This window comes from Cryobacterium sp. TMT3-29-2 (assembly GCF_004564305.1).
Classification (GTDB): domain Bacteria; phylum Actinomycetota; class Actinomycetes; order Actinomycetales; family Microbacteriaceae; genus Cryobacterium; species Cryobacterium sinapicolor.
In genome coordinates this window covers 1-19,792 of record NZ_SOGK01000096.1, presented here as the reverse complement: position 1 = coordinate 19,792, position 19,792 = coordinate 1, and the positions used below count along the sequence as shown (strand labels likewise).

Annotated in this window: 17 protein-coding genes; 13 read left to right on the top strand and 4 right to left on the bottom strand. The window is 67.3% G+C overall.

The features are described from left to right. Positions 1-12 precede the first annotated feature (12 nt). The 6 genes from E3O67_RS11410 to typA all read left to right on the top strand — a co-directional run bounded on the left by E3O67_RS11410 (position 13) and on the right by typA (position 8,213). A complete protein-coding gene (locus E3O67_RS11410) occupies positions 13-1,626 on the top strand; it encodes an ABC transporter substrate-binding protein (protein WP_134433031.1) in 1,614 nt (537 codons plus the stop codon). Positions 1,627-1,763: 137 nt separating this feature from the next. Further along, on the top strand, positions 1,764-2,693 hold the full coding sequence (locus E3O67_RS11405) for an ABC transporter permease (protein WP_134433029.1): 930 nt from the start codon (positions 1,764-1,766) through the stop codon (positions 2,691-2,693). Beyond that, positions 2,683-3,630, top strand: coding sequence for an ABC transporter permease (locus tag E3O67_RS11400; protein ID WP_134433027.1), 948 nt, complete (start codon positions 2,683-2,685; stop codon positions 3,628-3,630). Before E3O67_RS11405 ends, E3O67_RS11400 begins: the two co-directional genes overlap by 11 nt. Continuing rightward, positions 3,627-5,375, top strand: coding sequence for an ABC transporter ATP-binding protein (locus tag E3O67_RS11395; protein ID WP_135102735.1), 1,749 nt, complete (start codon positions 3,627-3,629; stop codon positions 5,373-5,375). The genes E3O67_RS11400 and E3O67_RS11395 overlap by 4 nt, the downstream gene beginning before the upstream one ends. A gap of 167 nt (positions 5,376-5,542) precedes the next feature. Then, positions 5,543-6,088: an ABC transporter substrate-binding protein gene (locus E3O67_RS11390; RefSeq protein WP_135102734.1), complete on the top strand. Its 546-nt coding sequence runs from the start codon at positions 5,543-5,545 to the stop codon at positions 6,086-6,088. A gap of 214 nt (positions 6,089-6,302) precedes the next feature. Continuing rightward, entirely contained in the window at positions 6,303-8,213 is a 1,911-nt protein-coding gene (typA, locus tag E3O67_RS11385; protein ID WP_134433021.1) for a translational GTPase TypA, read from the top strand. 286 nt (positions 8,214-8,499) lie between these two features. Here the strand turns inward: typA and efeB are convergent, their stop codons facing one another. The 3 genes from efeB to E3O67_RS17475 are packed head-to-tail and all read right to left on the bottom strand — an operon-like array spanning position 8,500 to position 11,251. Then, on the bottom strand, positions 8,500-9,825 hold the full coding sequence (efeB, locus tag E3O67_RS11380; protein WP_135102733.1) for an iron uptake transporter deferrochelatase/peroxidase subunit: 1,326 nt from the start codon (positions 9,823-9,825) through the stop codon (positions 8,500-8,502). Next, positions 9,826-10,992, bottom strand: a complete 1,167-nt coding sequence (efeO, locus tag E3O67_RS11375; RefSeq protein WP_135102732.1) for an iron uptake system protein EfeO — start codon at positions 10,990-10,992, stop codon at positions 9,826-9,828. It abuts the gene before it with no gap. A gap of 46 nt (positions 10,993-11,038) precedes the next feature. After that, positions 11,039-11,251 (bottom strand): hypothetical protein, encoded by a 213-nt coding sequence (locus E3O67_RS17475; RefSeq protein ID WP_370260443.1) that lies wholly within the window; start codon positions 11,249-11,251, stop codon positions 11,039-11,041. A 145-nt stretch (positions 11,252-11,396) separates the two neighbouring features. Between E3O67_RS17475 and E3O67_RS11365 the strand changes: the two genes are divergently transcribed. From E3O67_RS11365 to E3O67_RS11350, 4 genes are all read left to right on the top strand, one after another. After that, positions 11,397-12,410 (top strand): PIG-L deacetylase family protein, encoded by a 1,014-nt coding sequence (locus E3O67_RS11365; RefSeq protein ID WP_135102731.1) that lies wholly within the window; start codon positions 11,397-11,399, stop codon positions 12,408-12,410. 34 nt (positions 12,411-12,444) lie between these two features. Then, positions 12,445-12,762, top strand: coding sequence for a ferredoxin (fdxA, locus tag E3O67_RS11360; RefSeq protein WP_134433013.1), 318 nt, complete (start codon positions 12,445-12,447; stop codon positions 12,760-12,762). 7 nt (positions 12,763-12,769) lie between these two features. Beyond that, positions 12,770-13,876 carry a succinyldiaminopimelate transaminase gene (gene dapC / locus E3O67_RS11355; RefSeq protein WP_277613375.1) on the top strand — a complete coding sequence of 369 codons (1,107 nt, stop codon included), beginning with the start codon at positions 12,770-12,772 and terminating at the stop codon, positions 13,874-13,876. A gap of 235 nt (positions 13,877-14,111) precedes the next feature. Then, positions 14,112-15,392, top strand: a complete 1,281-nt coding sequence (locus E3O67_RS11350) for a citrate synthase (RefSeq protein WP_370260447.1) — start codon at positions 14,112-14,114, stop codon at positions 15,390-15,392. A gap of 379 nt (positions 15,393-15,771) precedes the next feature. Here E3O67_RS11350 and dapD read toward each other — a convergent pair whose 3' ends face one another. Continuing rightward, positions 15,772-16,752: a 2,3,4,5-tetrahydropyridine-2,6-dicarboxylate N-succinyltransferase gene (gene dapD / locus E3O67_RS11345; protein ID WP_134433011.1), complete on the bottom strand. Its 981-nt coding sequence runs from the start codon at positions 16,750-16,752 to the stop codon at positions 15,772-15,774. A 17-nt stretch (positions 16,753-16,769) separates the two neighbouring features. Here dapD and dapE point away from each other — a divergent pair, with 17 nt between their 5' ends. The 3 genes from dapE (at position 16,770) to E3O67_RS11330 (ending at position 19,333) form a co-directional block, all read left to right on the top strand. After that, on the top strand, positions 16,770-17,864 hold the full coding sequence (gene dapE, locus E3O67_RS11340; RefSeq protein ID WP_135102730.1) for a succinyl-diaminopimelate desuccinylase: 1,095 nt from the start codon (positions 16,770-16,772) through the stop codon (positions 17,862-17,864). Continuing rightward, a complete protein-coding gene (locus tag E3O67_RS11335; RefSeq protein ID WP_241982135.1) occupies positions 17,840-19,093 on the top strand; it encodes a hypothetical protein in 1,254 nt (417 codons plus the stop codon). The genes dapE and E3O67_RS11335 overlap by 25 nt, the downstream gene beginning before the upstream one ends. A gap of 63 nt (positions 19,094-19,156) precedes the next feature. After that, a complete protein-coding gene (locus E3O67_RS11330) occupies positions 19,157-19,333 on the top strand; it encodes a DUF3117 domain-containing protein (RefSeq protein WP_104099180.1) in 177 nt (58 codons plus the stop codon). Positions 19,334-19,792 lie beyond the last annotated feature (459 nt).

Sequence of the window (19,792 nt, the reverse complement as noted above, 5' to 3'; positions counted from 1 at the left end):
ACTGGAGGAAAATTGAAAATCAGGAGACTGGGCATACCTGCCATCGCTCTGGCCGCCGCGGGAGCGCTCATGCTCTCCGGTTGTGCAGGCGGAGAAGCCACCCCGGCCGAGGGCGACTCCGCGGCGATCATCACGACGAACGGCTCCGAGCCGCAGAACCCGCTGATCCCCACGAACACCACGGAGACCGGTGGCGGCAAGATCGCCACCTCGATCTTCGCCGGACTCGTCTCGTACAACGCCAAGGGCGAGACCGAGAACGAGGTCGCCAAGTCGATCGAGTCCGACGACGCGCAGAACTGGACCGTCACGATCAACGACGGTTGGGAGTTCACCAACGGCGAGGCCGTCACGGCCGACTCCTTCGTGGATGCCTGGAACTTCGGCGCCAAGTTCAGTAACGCCCAGAGCGCCTCCTACTTCTTCGACAACATTGTCGGCTTCGACTATGAAGCCGACTCGGAGCTGACCGGACTGAAGGTCGTCGACGACTCCACCTTCACGGTCGAGCTGGCCTCTCCCGAGGCCGACTGGCCGCTGCGCCTCGGCTACACGGCGTTCATGCCGCTCCCGTCCGCCGCGTACGACGACATGGACGCCTTCGGCGAGAACCCGATCGGCAACGGCCCGTACATGCTGGACGGAGAGGGTGCCTGGGAGCACGAGGTCGGGATCGACCTCGTCACCAACCCTGACTACGAGGGCGTTCGCAAGCCCGCCAACGGCGGCCTGAACATCGTCTTCTACGCCTCGATGGACGCCGCCTACGCGGACGTCCAGGGTGGCAACCTCGACGTGCTCGACGCCGTCCCGGACGCCGCGTTCGAGTCCTACGAGTCGGACTTCCCGGAGCGGTTCGTGAACCAGCCGGCGGCCATCTTCCAGGGCTTCAACATGCCGTACTACCTCGAGCACTGGAGTGGTGAGGAAGGCAAGCTGCGCCGCGCCGCCATCTCGATGTCGATCGACCGCAAGGAAATCACGGACGTCATCTTCCAGGGCACCCGCACCCCCGCGACCGACTTCACCTCGCCGGTCATCGACGGTTACTCCGACTCCCTCAAGGGTGCCGAAGTCCTCGAATACAACCCCGAAGAGGCCAAGGCCAAGTGGGCCGAAGCTGACAAGATCGCGCCCTACACCGGCACGTTCGACCTCGCCTACAACTCCGACGGCGGCCACGCTGCCTGGGTCGACGCGGTCACCAACAGCATCAAGAACACGCTGGGCATCGAAGCCATCGGCAAGCCGTACCCGACGTTCGCCGCGGCGCTGGACGACCGTGCCGCCGACAAGCTGACCGGTGGAACCCGTGCCGGCTGGCAGGGCGACTACCCGTCGCTGTACAACTTCCTCGCCCCGCTGTACCAGACCGGTGCCGGCTCTAACTACGAGGACTACACCAGCCCCGAGTTCGACGCGCTGCTCAAGGAAGGCGCAGCAGCGTCCTCCGTCGAGGACGCCACCGCGAAGTACCAGGAAGCGCAGGAAGTCCTGCTCGCCGACCTTCCGACGATCCCGCTCTGGTACTCCAACGTGACCGGTGTCTGGTCCGAGTCGGTCGAGAACGTCGTGTTCGGCTGGGACTCCGTGCCGCTGTATTCCGACATCACCAAGAGCGAGTAATCTTCGTTCAATCCGTTCGACAGCAGTAAATGAATGACAAGTGTGGGGTCCGGGGCGTTCAGCCCCGGACCCCACACTGACTAGACTCAACCAGTGATTGTGAATCTCATGTACATACGTTCCGGTTTGGGGACCTGATGATCTGGTATACCGGCAAACGGCTGCTTCAGATGATCCCGGTGTTTTTCGGTGCAACGCTCCTGATCTATTTCATGGTGTTCTCCCTTCCCGGAGACCCGATCGCGGCACTGTACGGCGACCGTCCCCCCGCTCCGGGCGTGATCGACCAGATCCGCGCCCAGTACAACCTGGACAAGCCGTTCATCGTGCAGTACTTCATCTACATCGGCAACTTCTTCCAGGGTGACCTGGGCACCACGTACTCCGGCCGCCCGGTCAGCGACGTGATGGCGAAGGCATTCCCGATCACCGCCCGCCTGGCCCTGCTCGCGCTGGCCATCGAAGCGTTCTTCGGCATCCTCGTCGGCCTCATCGCCGGGCTTCGCAAGGGCAAGCTCTTCGACACCAGCGCCCTCGTGGTCAGCCTCCTCCTGATCAGCGTTCCCACGTTCGTGATCGGTTTCGTGCTGCAGTACGTCTTCGCGGTGAAGCTCGGCTGGGCACGCACGACGGTGAGCAGCGAGGCTCCCCTCAATGAACTGCTGCTGCCGGCGCTCGTGCTGGCCTCGGTCTCATTCGCCTACATCGTGCGGCTAACCCGGGCCAGCGTCTCCGACAACCTCAACGCGGACTTCGTGCGCACCGCCACCGCGAAGGGCCTATCCCGCCGTCGCGTCGTGGGTGTCCACGTGCTGCGCAACTCTCTGGTCCCCGTCGTGACCTTCCTCGGCGTCGACCTCGGCTCGCTCATGGTCGGTGCCATCGTCACCGAGGGCATCTTCAACATCAACGGCGTCGGCGGCACCGTCTACAAGGCGATCAAGCTCGGCGAAGGACCCACCGTGGTGTCGTTCATCGCGGTGATGGTCGTGATCTTCGTGCTGGCCAACCTGCTCGTCGACCTCCTCTACGCAGCTCTGGACCCGAGGATTCGCTATGCCAAATAAGAACCCGAACGCGCAGACGCACTACGTCGCCGCGCTGGAAGAGACCCCGGTCGAAACCGTCGACCGCCTCGACGAATCGCAGAAGGCCCGCAGCACCTGGGCGGATGCCTGGGACGCCATGCGCGTGCGGCCCAGCTTCTGGATCTCGTCGGCCCTGATCCTCCTGATCGTCATCGTCGCCCTGTTCCCGAGCCTGTTCGCCCAGGCCTCGCCCACCCAGTGCGACCTCGGCGACAGCCACGCGGGTCCGTCAGACGGACATCCGCTCGGATTCACCCGTCAGGGCTGTGACATCTACGCCCGGATCATCTTCGGCACGCAGGCCTCGGTCACCGTCGGCCTCCTCGCCACCATGCTGGTGACCTTCACGGGCATCGTCGTCGGCTCGCTCGCGGGCTACTACGGCGGCCTGCTCGACTCGATCGTCTCCCGCATCGGCGACATCTTCTTCGCCGTCCCCACCGTGCTGGGCGCCATCGTGCTCATGTCGGTGCTGCCGGAGCGCACCCCGGTCACCATCGCGCTGGTGCTGTCGCTCTTCGCGTGGCCCCAGATCGCGAGAATCATGCGCGGCGCGGTGCTTTCCGCCCGCAACTCGGATTACGTCACGGCATCCGTCGCCCTGGGCGTCAGCCGGTTCCGCATCCTTCTGCGGCACGTCGTGCCGAACTCGATCGCCCCCGTGATCGTGATCGCCACCGTCTCACTGGGCACGTTCATCGTGGCCGAGGCCACCCTGTCGTTCCTCGGCATCGGCCTCCCGCCGGGCATCATGAGCTGGGGTAACGACATCGATGCCGCGAAGAGCTCGCTGCGCACCAACCCCCAGGTGCTGCTGTACCCCGCGGCGGCACTGTCCGTGACCGTTCTCGCGTTCCTCATGCTGGGCGACGTCGTGCGCGACGCCCTCGACCCCGAAGCGAGGGCCCGCCGATGAGCCAGACCGTCATCGAACCCGTCAGCGAGAGCTCCGACGCCTCCACGGAGCCGCTGCTCCAGATCCGCGACCTCGAGGTCGGTTTCCAAACCCAGCACGGCGTCGTCCCCGCCGTGCGCGGGGTCAGCCTCACTCTCTACGCCGGCCAGACGCTGGCGATCGTGGGGGAGTCCGGTTCGGGCAAGACCACGACCGCGCAGGCCATCATCAAACTCCTCGCCGGCACCGGCACGATCACGGCCGGGCAGATCCTGTTCGAGGGCCGTGACCTCGCCGGGCTGTCGGACAAGCAGATGCAGGATGTGCGCGGTCGCCTGATCGGCTACGTGCCGCAGGACCCGATGAGCAACCTGAACCCCGTCTGGAACATCGGGTTCCAGGTCGAGGAAGCCATCAAGGCCAACAACGTGGCCCAGGGCAAGGCCGCCCGCCAGCGCACGATCCAGGTGCTGCAGGAGGCGGGCCTCAGCGACGCGGAAGACCGCCTCAAGCAGTTCCCGCACCAGTTCTCCGGCGGCATGCGCCAGCGCGTTCTGATCGGCATCGGCCTGTCCGCGCGGCCGAAGCTGCTGATCGCCGACGAGCCTACCTCGGCGCTCGACGTCACGGTGCAGCGCCAGATCCTGGACCACCTCGGCACCCTCACCCGCGACTACGGCACCTCGGTGCTGTTCATCACCCACGACCTCGGTCTCGCGGCCGAGCGGGCGGAACAGCTTGTCGTGATGTACAAGGGCAAGGTCGTCGAATCCGGGCCGTCGCAGGAGATCCTCGCCAACCCACAGCATCCCTACACCCAGCGTCTCGTGGCGGCCGCTCCGAGCCTCGCGTCCCGTCGCATCCAGTCGGCCAAGAACGACGACGCGGCCGGCGCGGAGATCTTCTCCGGCGGCTCGCTCGACACGACCCTCGTGGCCCGTGCGGCCGAGCGGGAGCCCGCGGCGGCAACGCAAGACCTGATCAAGGTGCAGAACATCTCCAAGCTGTACCGCATTCGCACCAAGGGACTGAAGTACAACGAACTGCTGGCCGTCAACGACGTGTCCTTCGCCATCAAGAAGGGCACCACCACGGCGCTCGTCGGCGAATCCGGTTCGGGCAAGTCCACCGTTGCCAAGCTCATCCTGCAGTTGGAGAGCATCACCAGCGGGCAGATCGAATTCGACGGCCAGGATGTCGCCGGGCTCAAGGGCGCGGCGCTGCTCAAGTTCCGGCGCCGCGTGCAGCCGGTCTTCCAGGACCCGTACGGTTCCCTGGACCCGCAGTACAACGTGGGCAATACGATCGCGGAGCCCCTGCTGGCGCACAAGATCGGCACCTCCGCGGATCGCCAGGCCCGGGTGCGCGAACTGCTCGACCAGGTCTCCCTGCCCTGGGCCACCCGGTACCGGTACCCCAGCGAACTGTCCGGCGGGCAGCGCCAGCGCATCGCCGTGGCGCGCGCCCTGGCCCTCAAGCCGGACGTGCTCGTGCTCGACGAGGCGGTCTCCGCCCTCGACGTGCTCGTGCAAGGGCAGATTCTGAACCTGCTCACCGAACTGCAGACGGACCTCGGACTGACCTACCTGTTCATCACGCACGACCTGGCGGTCGTGCGGCTGGTGGCCGACAATGTCTGCGTCATGCAGCAGGGCAGGATCGTCGAGACCGCGTCCACGGACGACGTCTTCGACAGTCCTCGCGAGGCTTACACCCAGGAACTGCTCGCAGCCATCCCCGGCGGCAACTTCCAGTTTGGCCGCTGACCGGGTTCCGGCGGCCCGGGACGTTCTCCCCGGCCGCCGGAAACCCCGGCAGGCGCCCGTCCGGGAAGATCCTGCAGGCCAGGGCCGGACCCCGATCGCCGTGCGGGCACCGGCCTCCGTGGCTGTCTTTGTCGCCCTGGTTCTGCTCTGCGCCACGCTGTTGGCCGATGCCGTGCCGGGGCGCGCCGTCCTCGGCCCGCACCTCGGCCCGGTCCTCGGTGGACGGCAAGGCCCTCGAGCTGTCCATCACCGTGCCGGCCGACACCCCCACGAACAAGCAGCGTGCCGTGCAGGTGCAGGCTGACCTCAAGGAGGTCGGCGTCACCGTCGAACTCAACGAGGTTCCCGCCGCGAAGTACTTCTCGGACTACATCATCCCGGGCGACTTCGGGATGACCAGCTTCTCCTGGGTCGGCACGCCGTGGCCGATCTCCTCGAGCGAAGCGTTGTTCTCCCCGGTCGACTCCGAGTCGGACTTCACCGGTATCACCGACGAGATGCTCTCCGCCCTCTTCGATGAGGCCAACACGGAGCTCGAACCGGACAAGCGCATCGGCATCGCGAACGAGATCGACAACGTGCTCGCCGCCTATGTGCCGATCATCCCGATCGCGCCGCTGCCGAACGTGTACGCCGTGAAGTCCGGACTCGTCAACTACGGCGCCACCCAGTTCGCAACGGTCGACTGGACCATCGTCGGCTGGAGGAAGTAGAACCGAAACAACCGCAACACAGCACGGACGACGGGACGGGGACTTCGGTTCCCGCCCCGTTTTTCGTGCCCTCGGAGCGGATCCGAGGGTCTCTCAGCCTCCGGACGGGGAGAGTGCGGTAGGATTATCCGTTGGGTCGGACTTTGACCACACACATCCATTCTTCGTCGCATGCGGTACTTTGCGGCATCCATTCTTCGTAAGGATTTACTTCATGGCGATTGCCACGCGCAATAACCTCCGAAATGTCGCGATCGTAGCCCACGTTGACCACGGCAAGACCACGCTGGTTGATGCGATGCTCCAGCAGACCAACTCGTTCGCTGAGCACGCACACACCGAAGAGCGCGCCATGGACTCGAACGAGCTCGAGCGCGAAAAGGGCATCACCATCCTCGCCAAGAACACGGCGATCTCCTACAAGGGCATGCACGCCACGGATGGCCCCATCACCATCAACGTCATCGACACTCCCGGCCACGCCGACTTCGGTGGCGAGGTCGAGCGCGGCCTGTCCATGGTCGACGGTGTCGTTCTTCTCGTCGACGCCAGCGAGGGCCCACTGCCGCAGACCCGCTTCGTGCTGCGCAAGGCGCTCGAGGCCCACCTGCCCGTCATCCTCCTGGTGAACAAGACCGACCGGCCCGATGCTCGCATCGACGAGGTCGTCGAGGAAAGCCAGGACCTGCTCCTCGGCCTCGCCAGCGACATGGCCGACGACGTGCCCGACCTCGACCTCGACCTGGTGCTCAACGTGCCGGTCGTCTACGCGTCCGGCCGCAACGGTTCTGCCAGCCTCAACCGTCCCGAGAACGGCCAACTGCCCGACAACGACGACCTCGAGCCCTTGTTCGCAGCGATCCTTGAGCACATCCCCGCGCCGGTCTACGATGACGAGCACCCGCTGCAGGCCTGGGTCACCAACCTCGACTCCTCGCCGTTCCTCGGCCGCCTCGCGCTGCTGCGCATCTTCCAGGGCACCATCAAGAAGGGCCAGACGGTCGCCTGGATCAAGCACGACGGCACCATCGCGAACGTGCGTGTCACCGAGCTCATGATCACCAAGGCACTCGACCGCTACCCGACCGAGAGCGCCGGCCCCGGCGACATCGTCGCCGTCGCCGGATTCGCCGACATCACCATCGGTGAGACCCTCGCCGACCCCGAGGACCCGCGCGCGCTGCCGACCATCACGGTCGACGACCCGGCCATCTCGATGACCATCGGTACCAACACCTCGCCGCTCATCGGCAAGGTCAAGGGCCACAAGCTCACCGCCCGCATGGTCAAGGACCGTCTCGACAAGGAGCTCGTCGGCAACGTCTCGCTCCGCGTCATAGACATCGGACGCCCGGATGCCTGGGAGGTTCAGGGCCGAGGCGAACTCGCCCTTGCCATCCTGGTCGAGCAGATGCGCCGCGAAGGCTTCGAGCTCACCGTCGGCAAGCCGCAGGTCGTCGTCAAGCGCGTCGACGGCAAGATCCACGAGCCGTACGAGCACCTCACCATCGACTCGCCGGAAGAGTACCTCGGTGCGATCACCCAGCTGCTCGCCGCCCGCAAGGGTCGCATGGAGAACATGGCGAACCACGGCACCGGTTGGGTCCGCATGGAGTTCATCGTTCCGTCGCGCGGCCTGATCGGATTCCGTACCGAGTTCCTCACGGACACTCGCGGCACCGGTATCGCCAACGCGATCTTCCACGGCTACGAGGCCTGGGCCGGCACGATCAACACCCGCACCAACGGCTCGATCGTCGCCGACCGGTCCGGCGTGGTCACGCCGTTCGCGATCATCGCCCTGCAGGAGCGTATGTCGTTCTTCGTCAACCCGACCGAAGAGGTCTACGAGGGCATGGTCATCGGCGAGAACTCCCGCGCCGACGACATGGACGTGAACATCACCAAGGAGAAGAAGCTGACCAATATGCGTCAGTCCACCTCCGACACGTTCGAGTCGATGACCCCGTCCAAGCAGCTCACGCTCGAGCAGTGCCTCGAGTTCGCTCGCGAGGACGAGTGCGTCGAGGTCACCCCGGCCGTCGTGCGCATCCGCAAGGTGGAGCTGGCCGCTTCGGCGCGTCAGCGCAACGTCTCCCGTCTGAAGAAGCAGGACGCGAACTAACCTTCGCTCCGCTCGGAGTTCGAAACCGCAGTGCGTGTGGCCATGGTTTTCCATGGTCATGCCCTGCGGTTTCGTGCGTTAACCCCGTGATTGATCCGGGCGGTGTGCCTGGCCGCGTGGCTGAGAACCAACTCGACGGAGATTCTGCCGCAAAACGACTGTTTGGGCTTGTTTGGGGCTGATTCAGGCAGAATCTCCGTCGAATTCGTTCGGGTCGGAGTCGCTGCGGTGCGGTCTCGGCCTCGAAGGCGACACCGTCAGAGCTCGGGCAGCAGCCGCGGAGGAATCAGGCGAAGAGGGCGGCTCCCACGTAGGAGCCGCGGGCGGCACCGGGCGGAACGGCGAACAGGGCCGACCCGACGTGGCGGATGTACTCGTTCAGCGTGTCGTGCCGGGCCAGGTTCAGTTGCACGGCGGTGAAGGTCTGCGGCGTGTTCTGGAAGCTGATGAAGAACAGTCCGGCGTCGAGGCGGCCGAGCGCGTCGGTGCCGTCGACGAAGTTGTAGCCACGGCGCAGCATCCGTGCACCCGCGTTCTGGGCGGGGTGGGCCAGGCGCACGTGCGCGGCCGAGCCGATCAGCGGCAGGTCGGCCCGGCCGGTGAGGGCGAAGTCCGGCGCGGCGAACTCCGTGCCGCCCGATAGGGGGGCACCCTCGCCCTTGTTGCGACCGAAGACGGCCTCCTGCTCGCGCAGGTTGGTGCGGTCCCAGGTCTCGATGGTCATCCGGATGCGCCGCGCCACCAGGTAGGAACCGCCGGCCAGCCAGGCGGGCGCGTCTCCGGCGCCGACCCAAACGTGCTCGGCGGCGGCAGCCGACTCCTCGGCCTTGATGTTGGATGTGCCGTCCTTGAAACCGAAGAGGTTGCGCGGGGTGGCCTGGGCCCGGCTGGTCGAGGAGGTGCGCCCGAACCCCAGCTGGGACCAGCGGATGGCCGCGCGACCGAAGGCGATCCGGGACAGGTTGCGGATAGCGTGCACGGCCACCTGCGGGTCGGCGGCGCAAGCCTGGATGCAGAGATCGCCTCCGCTCCGCCCCGGCTCGAGCATGTCCCCGGGGAAGTGCGGCAGCTCGGCCAGCTCGGCCGGACGCCGGGCCCGGATGCCGAACCGGTCGACGCCGACGGCATCCTCGAACAGGCTCGGGCCGAACCCGAACGTGATCGTCAGTCCGGACGTCGGCAGGCCGAGCGCCTCGCCGGTGTCCTCCGGGGGTGCGTCGTAGGGGCCGCTGACGGCCCCGAAATCGCCGATATCGCGCCCCGCGGCCAGGGCGGCGGCGGCCACGGTCCAATCCCGGAGCAGCGCGATCAGCCCGGCCCGGGTGGTACCCGCCGAGACGTCGAAGGCCGCGAAGTGCAGGCGGTCCTGCGCCGGGGTCAGGATGCCGGCCTGGTGCTCCTGATAGAACGGGTACACGGCCGTGGCGGGTGCGGACGCCGAGGCTGCCGAAACGGCGATCGCCGCCCGGTCGCCGCCCACCCCGAGGCCGAGCCCGGCGACGCCCGCGCCGGCCAGTCCGAGGAGTCCGCGGCGCGACAGGCCGCGAGCCGGCTGTTCGCCGGTCACCTCTTCCCCGGTCATCTGCTTCCCGGCCACCGGTTCCTCGGTCATTCAGAGCACCAGCGCCGCAGTGAGCCGGTTCAGCGGTTCGCCGAGGGCGTTCACCTGATCGGCGAGGGCCTTGATCTCGGCGTCGCTCAGGTCCGTGTAGAGGGTGAAGCCGTCACCGACGCGCTCGGCGTCGAGCAGGGCCTGCAGCTCGGCAAACTCGGTGTCGAGGCTCTCGGCGAGGGCGGCATCCTTGTCGACCAGGATGTCCCGCACTCCCGCGTAGAGCACCGCGGCACCGTCGATGTTCGCCTGGAAATCCCAGAGGTCGGTGTGCGACCAGAACTCCTCCTCGCCGGTGACCTTGCCGGTGGCGACCTCGTCGAGCAGGCCGATCGCGCCGTTGGTCTGCTGCGACAGCGTGAAGGAGAGGGTCTGCACCTTCACGTTCAGGGTCGCCGTGTCGGCGACCAGGAGGTCGGCGAGGCGCCCGCGCTCCTCGGCCGGGTAGGCGGCGAAGCCGGCCTCGGCGCCGGCAGGCCAGAGGTCCTTCTCGATCGCGTGCCAGCCGGTCCAGTCCTGGCCCTCTTCGAGGTCGGCTTCGCGCAGGTCGAGCTGCGGGTCGAGGTCACCGAACGACTCGGCCACCGTCTCCACCCGCTCCCAGTGCGCGCGGGTCGGCGCATAGAGGCCGCGGGCGGTGTCGAGGTCGCCGGCCACGTAAGCGGCCGCGAACGCGTCGGTTCCGGTGACCAGCTGGGCAACCTGGTCGCGCACATACGAGGCGTAGTTGACGTTGGCTGTCTCGATCTGCGCCTCGAGGCCCTCGTCGACCGTGACCTCCTGACCGGACGCGGTGACCGTGAAGCCGGCCGTGCCGATCCCGTCGCCGGTCATGCCGGGCTTGCAGGCGGTGACGTATTCGCCCTCGGCCAGCTGCACGACCAGGTCGCGGGTGAGTCCCGGACCGATATTCTCGGCCTCACCGACGATGCGCAGGCCGTCGTCGGCGAGCAAGTAGAACTCGGTGACCTGGTCGCCCGAGTTGGTGATGCTGAAGCTGAGGTTGCCGGCCGGGGCCTCCCGGGCGGAGACGGTGCAGGCATCCGCGCTGCTGTCGACCGTGAGCGACGCGCCGGTGGAACCGGCCGGGGTGTTGGCGACGCAGCCGGTGAGGGCGAGCAGGGCGAACGAGGAAACGACGGCGAGGGGGAGAAGGCGGGCGCGCATGAGTGTCCTTAGCAGGTGAGGTGCGGTTCGGGAGGTTGGTGCTCGGTCAGCCGGGGACCGCCGCGATCGCGATCTGGCGCTCGGGTGCGGCGGTGCCGGTTGTGCTGGTGGGGCGGCCCTGCCGGCTCTTCAGGATGAAGAGGGTCAACGCGGGCAGCAGATAGGCCAGCCAGGCGGCCAGCTCGATCCAGGTGGTGGCGGGGGAGAAGTTGAGGGTGCCCTTCAGCAGGGTGCCGTACCAGCTGTCCGGGGGGATCACAGCGCTGACTTTCTGGTTCAAACGGCAGAGGTTTGGTTAGGCTTGCCTTACTGCCTTACTCTAGCTTCGGTTCCGCGACCGTGTCCAGCTATCATTCATGCGTGGGTGTCCGCCCGTCCCAACTCCGTGGAGCTCAGCAATGGTCATGTCCGGCAGCGCAGAACGAGTCGTTTTCGTGCACGACCGGCCCGGCCTGGAATCATTCCTGACCGGCGGAACCATCGCCCGGCTTCGGTCGGACGGCGCCGAGGTCATCGTTCTCTTCGGCTCCGCGTCCGCAGGTTTCCCCTCCGCAGGTTCCCTTTCCGCAGCAGACTCCGACGTGCGCGCGGCCATGGCGGCGCTCGACGTGAGCGACTGGCGGATGCTGCCCGCCGCATCCGGGGCGCAGTCACTGGCCGAGGCCGTCGCCGACGTGCTCGACGAGGTGCAGGCCACCGCGGTCGTGCTCGGCGCGGCCGACGACACCCTGCGCACGGCCGCCGCCGGGGCCGCCGGCAGCCTGAATGTGCCGGTCTTCGAACATCGCCGGGTGACGGATGCCGTGGGCCGGCTTCTGGTCGCGATCGACGTGAGCGGCCAGGTCGACCAGAAGCTGCGTGCGATCGCCGCCTACCCGCGCCTGTGGAGCGTCACCGACCACGCCGTCAAGGCGGTCGGGCCGGTCGGGTCGGTCGGGCGGGTCGGGCCGGTCGGGCCGGTCGAGCTCCCGGTCACGATCGGCGGAACCGAGACGTTCCTTCGCCTGTCCCCGGAGCACGCTCCCGACGCCCAGGCGGCCCCGGGACCGCTCAACCGCGGCCTGGCCGCGGTCGTCGCCCTCCTGACCGGGGTCGTCTTCGGCGTGCTCGGCACCATCGCGCACCAGGCCACCGTCTCGATCGGGTCGGTGACGGTCCCGATCGGGCTGATCCTGGCCCTGTCCGGTATCACGGCGCTTCTGGTGGGACTTCGATTGGTGCTGGGCGGTCGCATGGCCGTCCTGTCCTCCGCAATCGGCCTCCTCGGCACGATCTTCATCCTGTCGCTGCGCAGCACCGGCGGCTCGGTCCTGGTCCCCGAGGGAATTCCGGGCCTGCTCTGGACCGTCGTTCCGACCCTGGTGGCCACGATCGTGCTGGCCTGGCCGCGAATCCCGGCCCGTCCGGGTTCGGCATAGACTGGATATTCGCTCGTGAAGGGAGCCCTCCAACGTGACATACGTCATTGCCTTGCCGTGCGTCGATGTGAAGGACCGCGCCTGCGTCGACGAATGTCCGGTCGATTGCATCTACGAGGGTGACCGCTCGCTCTACATCCACCCCGATGAATGCGTCGACTGCGGTGCCTGCGAACCGGTCTGCCCGGTCGAGGCCATCTACTACGAAGACGACGTGCCCGAGCAGTGGGCCGAGTACTACAAGGCCAACGTCGAGTTCTTCGACGACATCGGGTCGCCCGGCGGCGCCGCCAAGGTCGGCGTGATCCACAAGGACCACCCGATCATCTCCGTGCTGCCTCCCCAGGGCTGATTCAGACGTGCTGAAGCCGCTGCCCGACTACCCCTGGGACCAGATGGTCCCCTTCGCGGCCCGGGCGCGAGCGCACTCCGGCGGCATCGTCGACCTGTCGATCGGATCGCCGGTCGACCCGACGCCCGAGGTCATCCGCCAGGCGCTGGCCCACGCCACCGACGCCCACTCCTACCCGCAGACCGCCGGAACGCCGGAGCTGCAGCGGGCGATCATCGACTGGTACGAGCGACGGCGCGGCGTGACCGGCCTCACCGAGAAGAACGTGCTGCCGACCATCGGGTCGAAGGAAATGGTCGCCCTGCTGCCCTTCATGCTCGGGTGCGGCGAGGGTGACACCATCGTGCACCCGCTCGCCGCGTACCCGACGTACAGCATCGGCGCGGCCATGGCCGGAGCGGATGCCCTCGCCGCCGACGACCCCGCCGACTGGCCCGAGACGACGAAGCTGGTCTGGCTGAACAGTCCGGGCAACCCGGATGGCCGGGTCCTGTCGGTCGACGAGCTGCGGGCGGCCGTTGCGCGCGCCCGGGAACTCGGCGCGGTGATCGTCTCCGACGAGTGCTATGCCGAGCTCGGCTGGACCCACGGGTGGGACACCCGGCCGACCCCCAGCATCCTGGACCCCCGCGTGATCGGGCAGGACCGGCACAATGTGCTCGCGCTCTACTCCCTGAGCAAGCAGTCCAACATGGCCGGTTACCGGGGCGCGTTCGCGGCCGGCTGCGCGGACCTGCTCGCCCGGGTGCTGACCGTGCGCAAGCACGCCGGCCTGATGCTGCCGGCGCCGCTGCAGGCCGCCATGGTGGCCGCGCTCGGCGACGATGCGCACGTGACGGTGCAGCGTCGGCGGTATCAGGCGCGCCGCGAGGTGCTGCTGCCTGCGCTGGTGGCGGCGGGTTTCCGCATCACCCGCAGCGAGGCCGGGCTCTACCTTTGGGCGACCGAAGGACGACCGGCCTGGGAATCGATCGGGCGGCTCGCCGGACTGGGCATCTTGGCCGGCCCCGGTCCGTTCTATGGCGACGGCTACCCGCAACACGTGCGCTTCTCGCTCACCGCCACGGACGAACGCATCGCCGCGGCTGCTGATCGGTTGCACGCCGGTCAGTAGTCCATATTCACGAATTGTCAACGCTCTCCAATGGAGCGGGGGCATTCTTGTCGAATGCAACAGTAGGCGGCTGCGCCCATTAGGCTGTATCAGCGTTGACGTCTCCAGACACACCGGTGTGCTGTGGCCATTCGCCACAGACGGTCAGCCACCAGACGGTTAGGTAGTGATATCAGTGACACTCAGTCAGACCCAGGGAGCCGCCGTGAGCGACATCGCCGAGCGAACGCCATCCATCGAACCCAAGCAGGCGACACTGTCGTTTCCCGGCGGATCCGCCGACTTTCCGATCGTGCGCGGCACGGCCGGCGCCTCCGGCATCGACATCTCGACGCTGACCCGCAAATCGGGTCTGGTCACCCTCGATTCCGGGTTCGTGAACACCGCCGCCACGCGGTCGGCGATCACGTTCATCGACGGCGAGAAAGGCATCCTGCGCTATCGGGGCTATCCGATCGAGCAGATCGCCCAGAACTCCAACTTCCTCGAGACCGCCTGGCTGCTGATCTACGGCGCGCTGCCCAGCGCGAGCGAACTCGAGGCCTTCGACACGCGCATCCGTCGTCACACCCTGCTGCACGAAGACCTGCGGCGCCTCTTCGACGTGCTGCCGTACAACGCGCACCCGATGGCCGTGCTCTCCGCCGGCACCTCGGCGCTGGCCGCGTACTACCAGGACGCACTCGACCCCAACGACCCGGAGCAGGTTGAGCTCGCCACCGTGCACCTGCTCTCCAAGCTGCCCGTCATGGCGGCCTACGCCTACAAGAAGAGCATCGGCCAGGCGTTCCTGTACCCCGACAACTCGCTCGGCTACGTGGACAACTTCCTGCGGCTGATCTTCGGCACCCTGGCCGAGCCCTACGAAGTGAACCCGGTCGTCAGTAAGGCCCTCGAACGTTTGCTGATGCTGCACGAGGACCACGAGCAGAATGCGTCCACCTCGACCGTTCGCCTGGTCGGCTCCACCGAGGCGAACCTGTTCGCGTCGGTCTCCGCGGGCATCAACGCGCTCTCCGGGCCGCTGCACGGCGGCGCCAACGAGGCAGTGCTCAAGATGCTCGGCGAGATCAAGGCATCCGGCGAGGGCGTCGAGAAGTTCGTCGAACGGGTCAAGAACAAGGAACAGGGCGTGCGCCTGATGGGCTTCGGCCACCGGGTGTACAAGAACTACGACCCGCGCGCGACCCTGGTCAAGGAGAGCGCCGACGAGGTGCTCGCCGCCCTGGGCGTCAAGGACGACCTGCTCGACATCGCCAAGGAACTCGAGCACATCGCCCTCAATGACGACTATTTCCGGGAGCGCAAGCTCTACCCGAACGTGGACTTCTACACCGGCGTCATCTACAAGGCGATGGGCTTCCCGACGAGTATGTTCACGGTGCTCTTCGCGATCGGCCGTCTGCCCGGCTGGGTGGCGCACTGGCGTGAGATGAACGAGGACCCGACGACCAAGATCGGTCGCCCACAGCAGCTCTACATCGGATCCCCGGCCCGCGACTTCCCGCACCGCTAGCCTGAACGCGGCGTGGCGCGGTGCCGCTGCGCTGGGTGCCGTGCCGCTGGGTTTCGCTTTCGCTGGGTGTCGCGCCGCTTGCCCCAGAAGTCTCCGTCGAACCAATTCGACGGAGATTTTGCCGGAAGAGCCGCTTTCGGGGCCGTTTAAGGTGTTGACAGCGAAAATCTCCGTCGAATTCGTCAGGGGGGCGAGGGGCAAGCGGAGCGGCGTGTGCAGGGGCATCCGTTGCGACCTAAAACCGGACAATTTTGCGGCTCACCGTGTTTTCAGGCGGGTTGGTCGGCGTGTCGCGAAAATCTCCTGGGTTACGGTGCGGTCGGTGCGGTCGGTGCGGTCGGTGCGGTCGGTGCGCGGCGACGGATGCGGGGTACCCGGATCAGGCGTGCAGCTGGGCGTTCAGCACGATGCCGGTGCCGCTGCGCTGCAGCACCTCGACCGCACCCGAAACCGAGTTGCGGCGGAACAGCAGGTTCGCGACCCCGGAGAGTTCGACCGCTTTCACCGACGGGATCCTGCCGTCGGCCGTACGCGGCTGACCCGGCAACAGAACCTTGGTGCCGGCGGTCACGTAGAGCCCCGCCTCGACGACGCTGTCGGCCCCGATGGAGATGCCCACCCCCGAATTGGCGCCGAGCAGCGCTCGTTCGCCGATCGACACCCGTTCGGTGCCGCCGCCGGAGAGCGTGCCCATGATGGAGGCACCACCGCCGATGTCGGCGCCGTCACCCACGACCACGCCCTGGGAGATCCGCCCCTCGACCATGGAGGTGCCGAGCGTACCGGCGTTGAAGTTGACGAAACCCTCGTGCATCACCGTGGTGCCGGGGGAGAGGTGGGCCCCCAGGCGCACCCGTGAGGCGTCCGCGATCCGCACCCGATCGGGCGTGACGTAGTTCAGCAGCGGTGGGAACTTGTCGATCCCGGTCGCCTGGATGCCGTGGCGCTGCAGGGCCGGCCGCAGCCGGGTGAAATCGGCGGGCAGCATCGGGCCGGCGTTGGTCCAGACCACGGCCGGCAGGTAGCCGAAGATGCCGTCGAGGTTGAGGGTGTTCGGGCGCACCAGCAGGTGCGAAAGCAGGTGGAGGCGCAGGTAGGCATCCGACGTTCCGGCCGGCGCCGCGGTGAGGTCGATCTCGACCGTGACGGCCTCGATCCGCACCTGGCGCCTCGGGTCCTCCCCGGCGAATTCCTCGAGCTCGGACGGCACGATCCAGCGGTCGCGGCCGGCCGGCAGGGTGCCGAGCCGGGGTGCCGGGAACCAGGTGTCCAGCACCGTGCCGTCGCCGGCGACGGTGGCGAGGCCGTAGCCCCAGGCGTTCGAGGGGGAAACGGATGTCGGGGGCACGGCGGTGATCATGCCTCTAGGTTAGTAGAGTGCCCCAAAACGCCGTGAACCTAGACCTCTCCGCGACCTCGATCGAGCTCACCCGCGCACTCTGCGACATCGAGTCGGTCTCCGGTGACGAGACCGCCATCGCCGACGCGGTCGAACGCGCTCTCGCCGGGTTCCCGCACCTCGAAATCATCCGTGACGGCGACACCGTCGTGGCCCGCACCAATCTCGGCCGGGCCCAACGTGTGATCATCGCCGGCCACCTCGACACGGTCCCGGTGAACCGCAACCTGCCGACGCGGTTCGAGACCGTCGACGGCGTCGACTACCTCTGGGGCCGCGGCACGGTCGACATGAAGGCCGGCGTGGCCGTGCAGCTCAAGCTGGCCGCCGAACTGACCGCACCCATCGTCGACGTGACGTGGATGTGGTACGACCACGAGGAGGTATCCGACGACCTCAACGGCCTCGGCCGCCTCGCCCGCAACCGTCCCGACCTCTTCGAGGGCGACTTCGCCATCCTCGGCGAGCCCACCAACAGCCAGGTCGAGGGTGGCTGCAACGGCAACGTGCGAGTGGAGATCCGCACTTTCGGGCTGCGCGCCCACTCCGCCCGCAGCTGGGTCGGCGACAACGCCATCCACAAGATCGGGCCCGTCATCGACATCCTGGCTGCCTACGAGCCGCGGCAGGTCGAGGTCGAGGGCCTCGTCTACCGTGAGGGCCTCAACGCCGTCGGTATCGTTGGCGGCATCGCCGGCAACGTCATCCCCGACGAGTGCATGGTGCACGTGAATTATCGTTTCGCCCCGAGTCGCACCTCGGCGGAGGCCGTCCTGCACCTGGAAGACCTCTTCGCGGGCTACGAGATCACTATCGTGGACCGGGCCGAGGGCGCCCGGCCAGGCCTGGACGCACCGTTGGCCCTGCAATTCCTGACGGCGGTCGGCGGCAAGGCCAAGCCCAAATACGGCTGGACGGATGTCGCACGGTTCTCCGCGCTCGGCATCCCCGCCGTCAACTACGGCCCCGGCGACCCGCTGAAAGCCCACGCCGACGATGAGCGCGTCGCCCTGGCGCAGATCACGGACTGCGAGGACGGCCTCCGCGCGTGGCTGAGCACAAGCGTCGGGTAGCCCCGGCACCGCTCAGTGGCGCAGTCGGCGGCCCGGCCGGCAGCCGCTCCTACTGGTGGGCCCGTCTTCTACTCGTGCCGTGGTGGACCCTGGTCACCCTGATCTGGGCCGCGTCCCGGATCGTCACCACGGCCCTGGTGCTGCTGCTCGCCAACGTTCAGGGTGCCAACCCCTGGACTGGCGCATCGCCGGGTTATGCGGAGTTCGCGAACATGTGGGACGCCCGCTGGTACAACATCGTCGCCGTCACCGGCTACCCTTCGGTGCTGCCGCTGACCGCCGGTGGGGAGATCGCCGAGAACGCGTGGGCCTTCATGCCGGGGTACCCGGTGGTCGTGCGCCTGCTGATGGCACTCAGCGGCGCTCCGTGGGCACCCGTGGCCGTGGTCGTGTCCCTGGCCGCGAGTCTGGGCGCCGCCCTGCTCTTCTACAGGCTGATGCGCACGGTGCAGCCGCACACTGTGGCCCTGTTCGCCGTGGTGCTCTTCTGCGTGGCCCCGCTGTCGCCCGTGCTCCAGTTCGGCTACGCCGAGTCGCTGTACCTCTTCCTGCTCATCCTGGCGCTCCTCCTGCTGCTCGAGCGGCGGTATGTGCTGCTGTTCCCGGTGATCGCCGTGATGGCGCTGACCCGGCCGAGCGGCCTGGCCTTTGCGCTCGCGCTGGGGCTGCACTGCGTGCACCGCTGGATCGCCCGGGCGAGAGACCCCTTCCCGGTGAGAGAACGGATGCTGGCGGCATCCGTGGCCGTGTTCAGCGGCATCTCCGGACTGGCCTGGCCGGCCATCGCCTGGATCATTACCGGGTCGATTACGGCCTACACCGACACAGAGTTGGCTTGGCGATCGGCCTACATCGGCTACCAGGAGCTCGTTCCGTTCACCGCCTGGTTCCAGGGCGGCGTCTGGTGGCTCGGGATGCCGCTCGGCATCGTCGTCGTCTCGGTGCTGATCCTGGCCTTCGGCCTGACCCTGTTCCTCCCGGCCGTTCGCCGGCTGGGCGTCGACCTGCGCTTCTGGCTGGCCGGCTACGGTCTCTACCTGCTGGCGGTCTTCTTCCCGCAGTCGAGCACCTTCCGCCTGCTGATGCCGATGTTTCCGCTGCTCGGAGCCGTGGCCCAACCGCGGAGCACGCTGTACCGGGTGGGGATGGTGCTGCTGTTCATTGCCGGCCAGTGGGGCTGGCTCCTGCTGTGCTGGGGGGTCGACGGAGCGGACTGGACACCTCCCTAATTACAGTCTCAGCGCGCAATGGCAGATAATAGAAGTTCAGACGAATGAATGGAAGGGGAGTTCATGGCGGCCATGAAGCCAAGGACCGGAGACGGGCCAATGGAGGCTGTAAAAGAGGGGCGCCTCATCATCGTGCGTGTTCCGCTCGAAGGTGGAGGCCGACTTGTCGTCTCTGTGAACGACGCTGAAGCCAAAGAGCTTCACGATGCCCTCGCCGGCGTAGTCCAGCCGACCGTATAGTTCCAGAACGGCCGCGCAGCTCAGGCTGCGCGGCCGTTTTTTTGTGCACGGGGATGCGCGTTCGACGGAGATTCGTCGCGCTGTCCGCCGCCGGAGGGTGAGCTTAGCGAAACCCGGCGGGCCAGCCTGCAACCCCGCCCCAGGTGGTTGAGCCTGTCGAAACCCGGCGACTCTATCGCTAAACCCGCCCCCCGGTGGTTGAGCCTGTCGAAACCCGGCGACTCTATCGCTAAACCCGCCCCCCGATGGTTGAGCCTGTCGAAACCCGGCGACCCGGTCTCCGAGCCCGGCCACGGACCCCCGGCCGAACGAATTCGACGGAGATTTTGCTCAAACCCCGCCCAGAACATCTGGGGTGACCCAGTGTTTCCGGACAGTCCTCCTGAATTCAGGATTGGATAGACAAATGGAACACGAGAAACACAAGCACTTCAGCCCGGAGTTTCGGGCTGCCGCGGT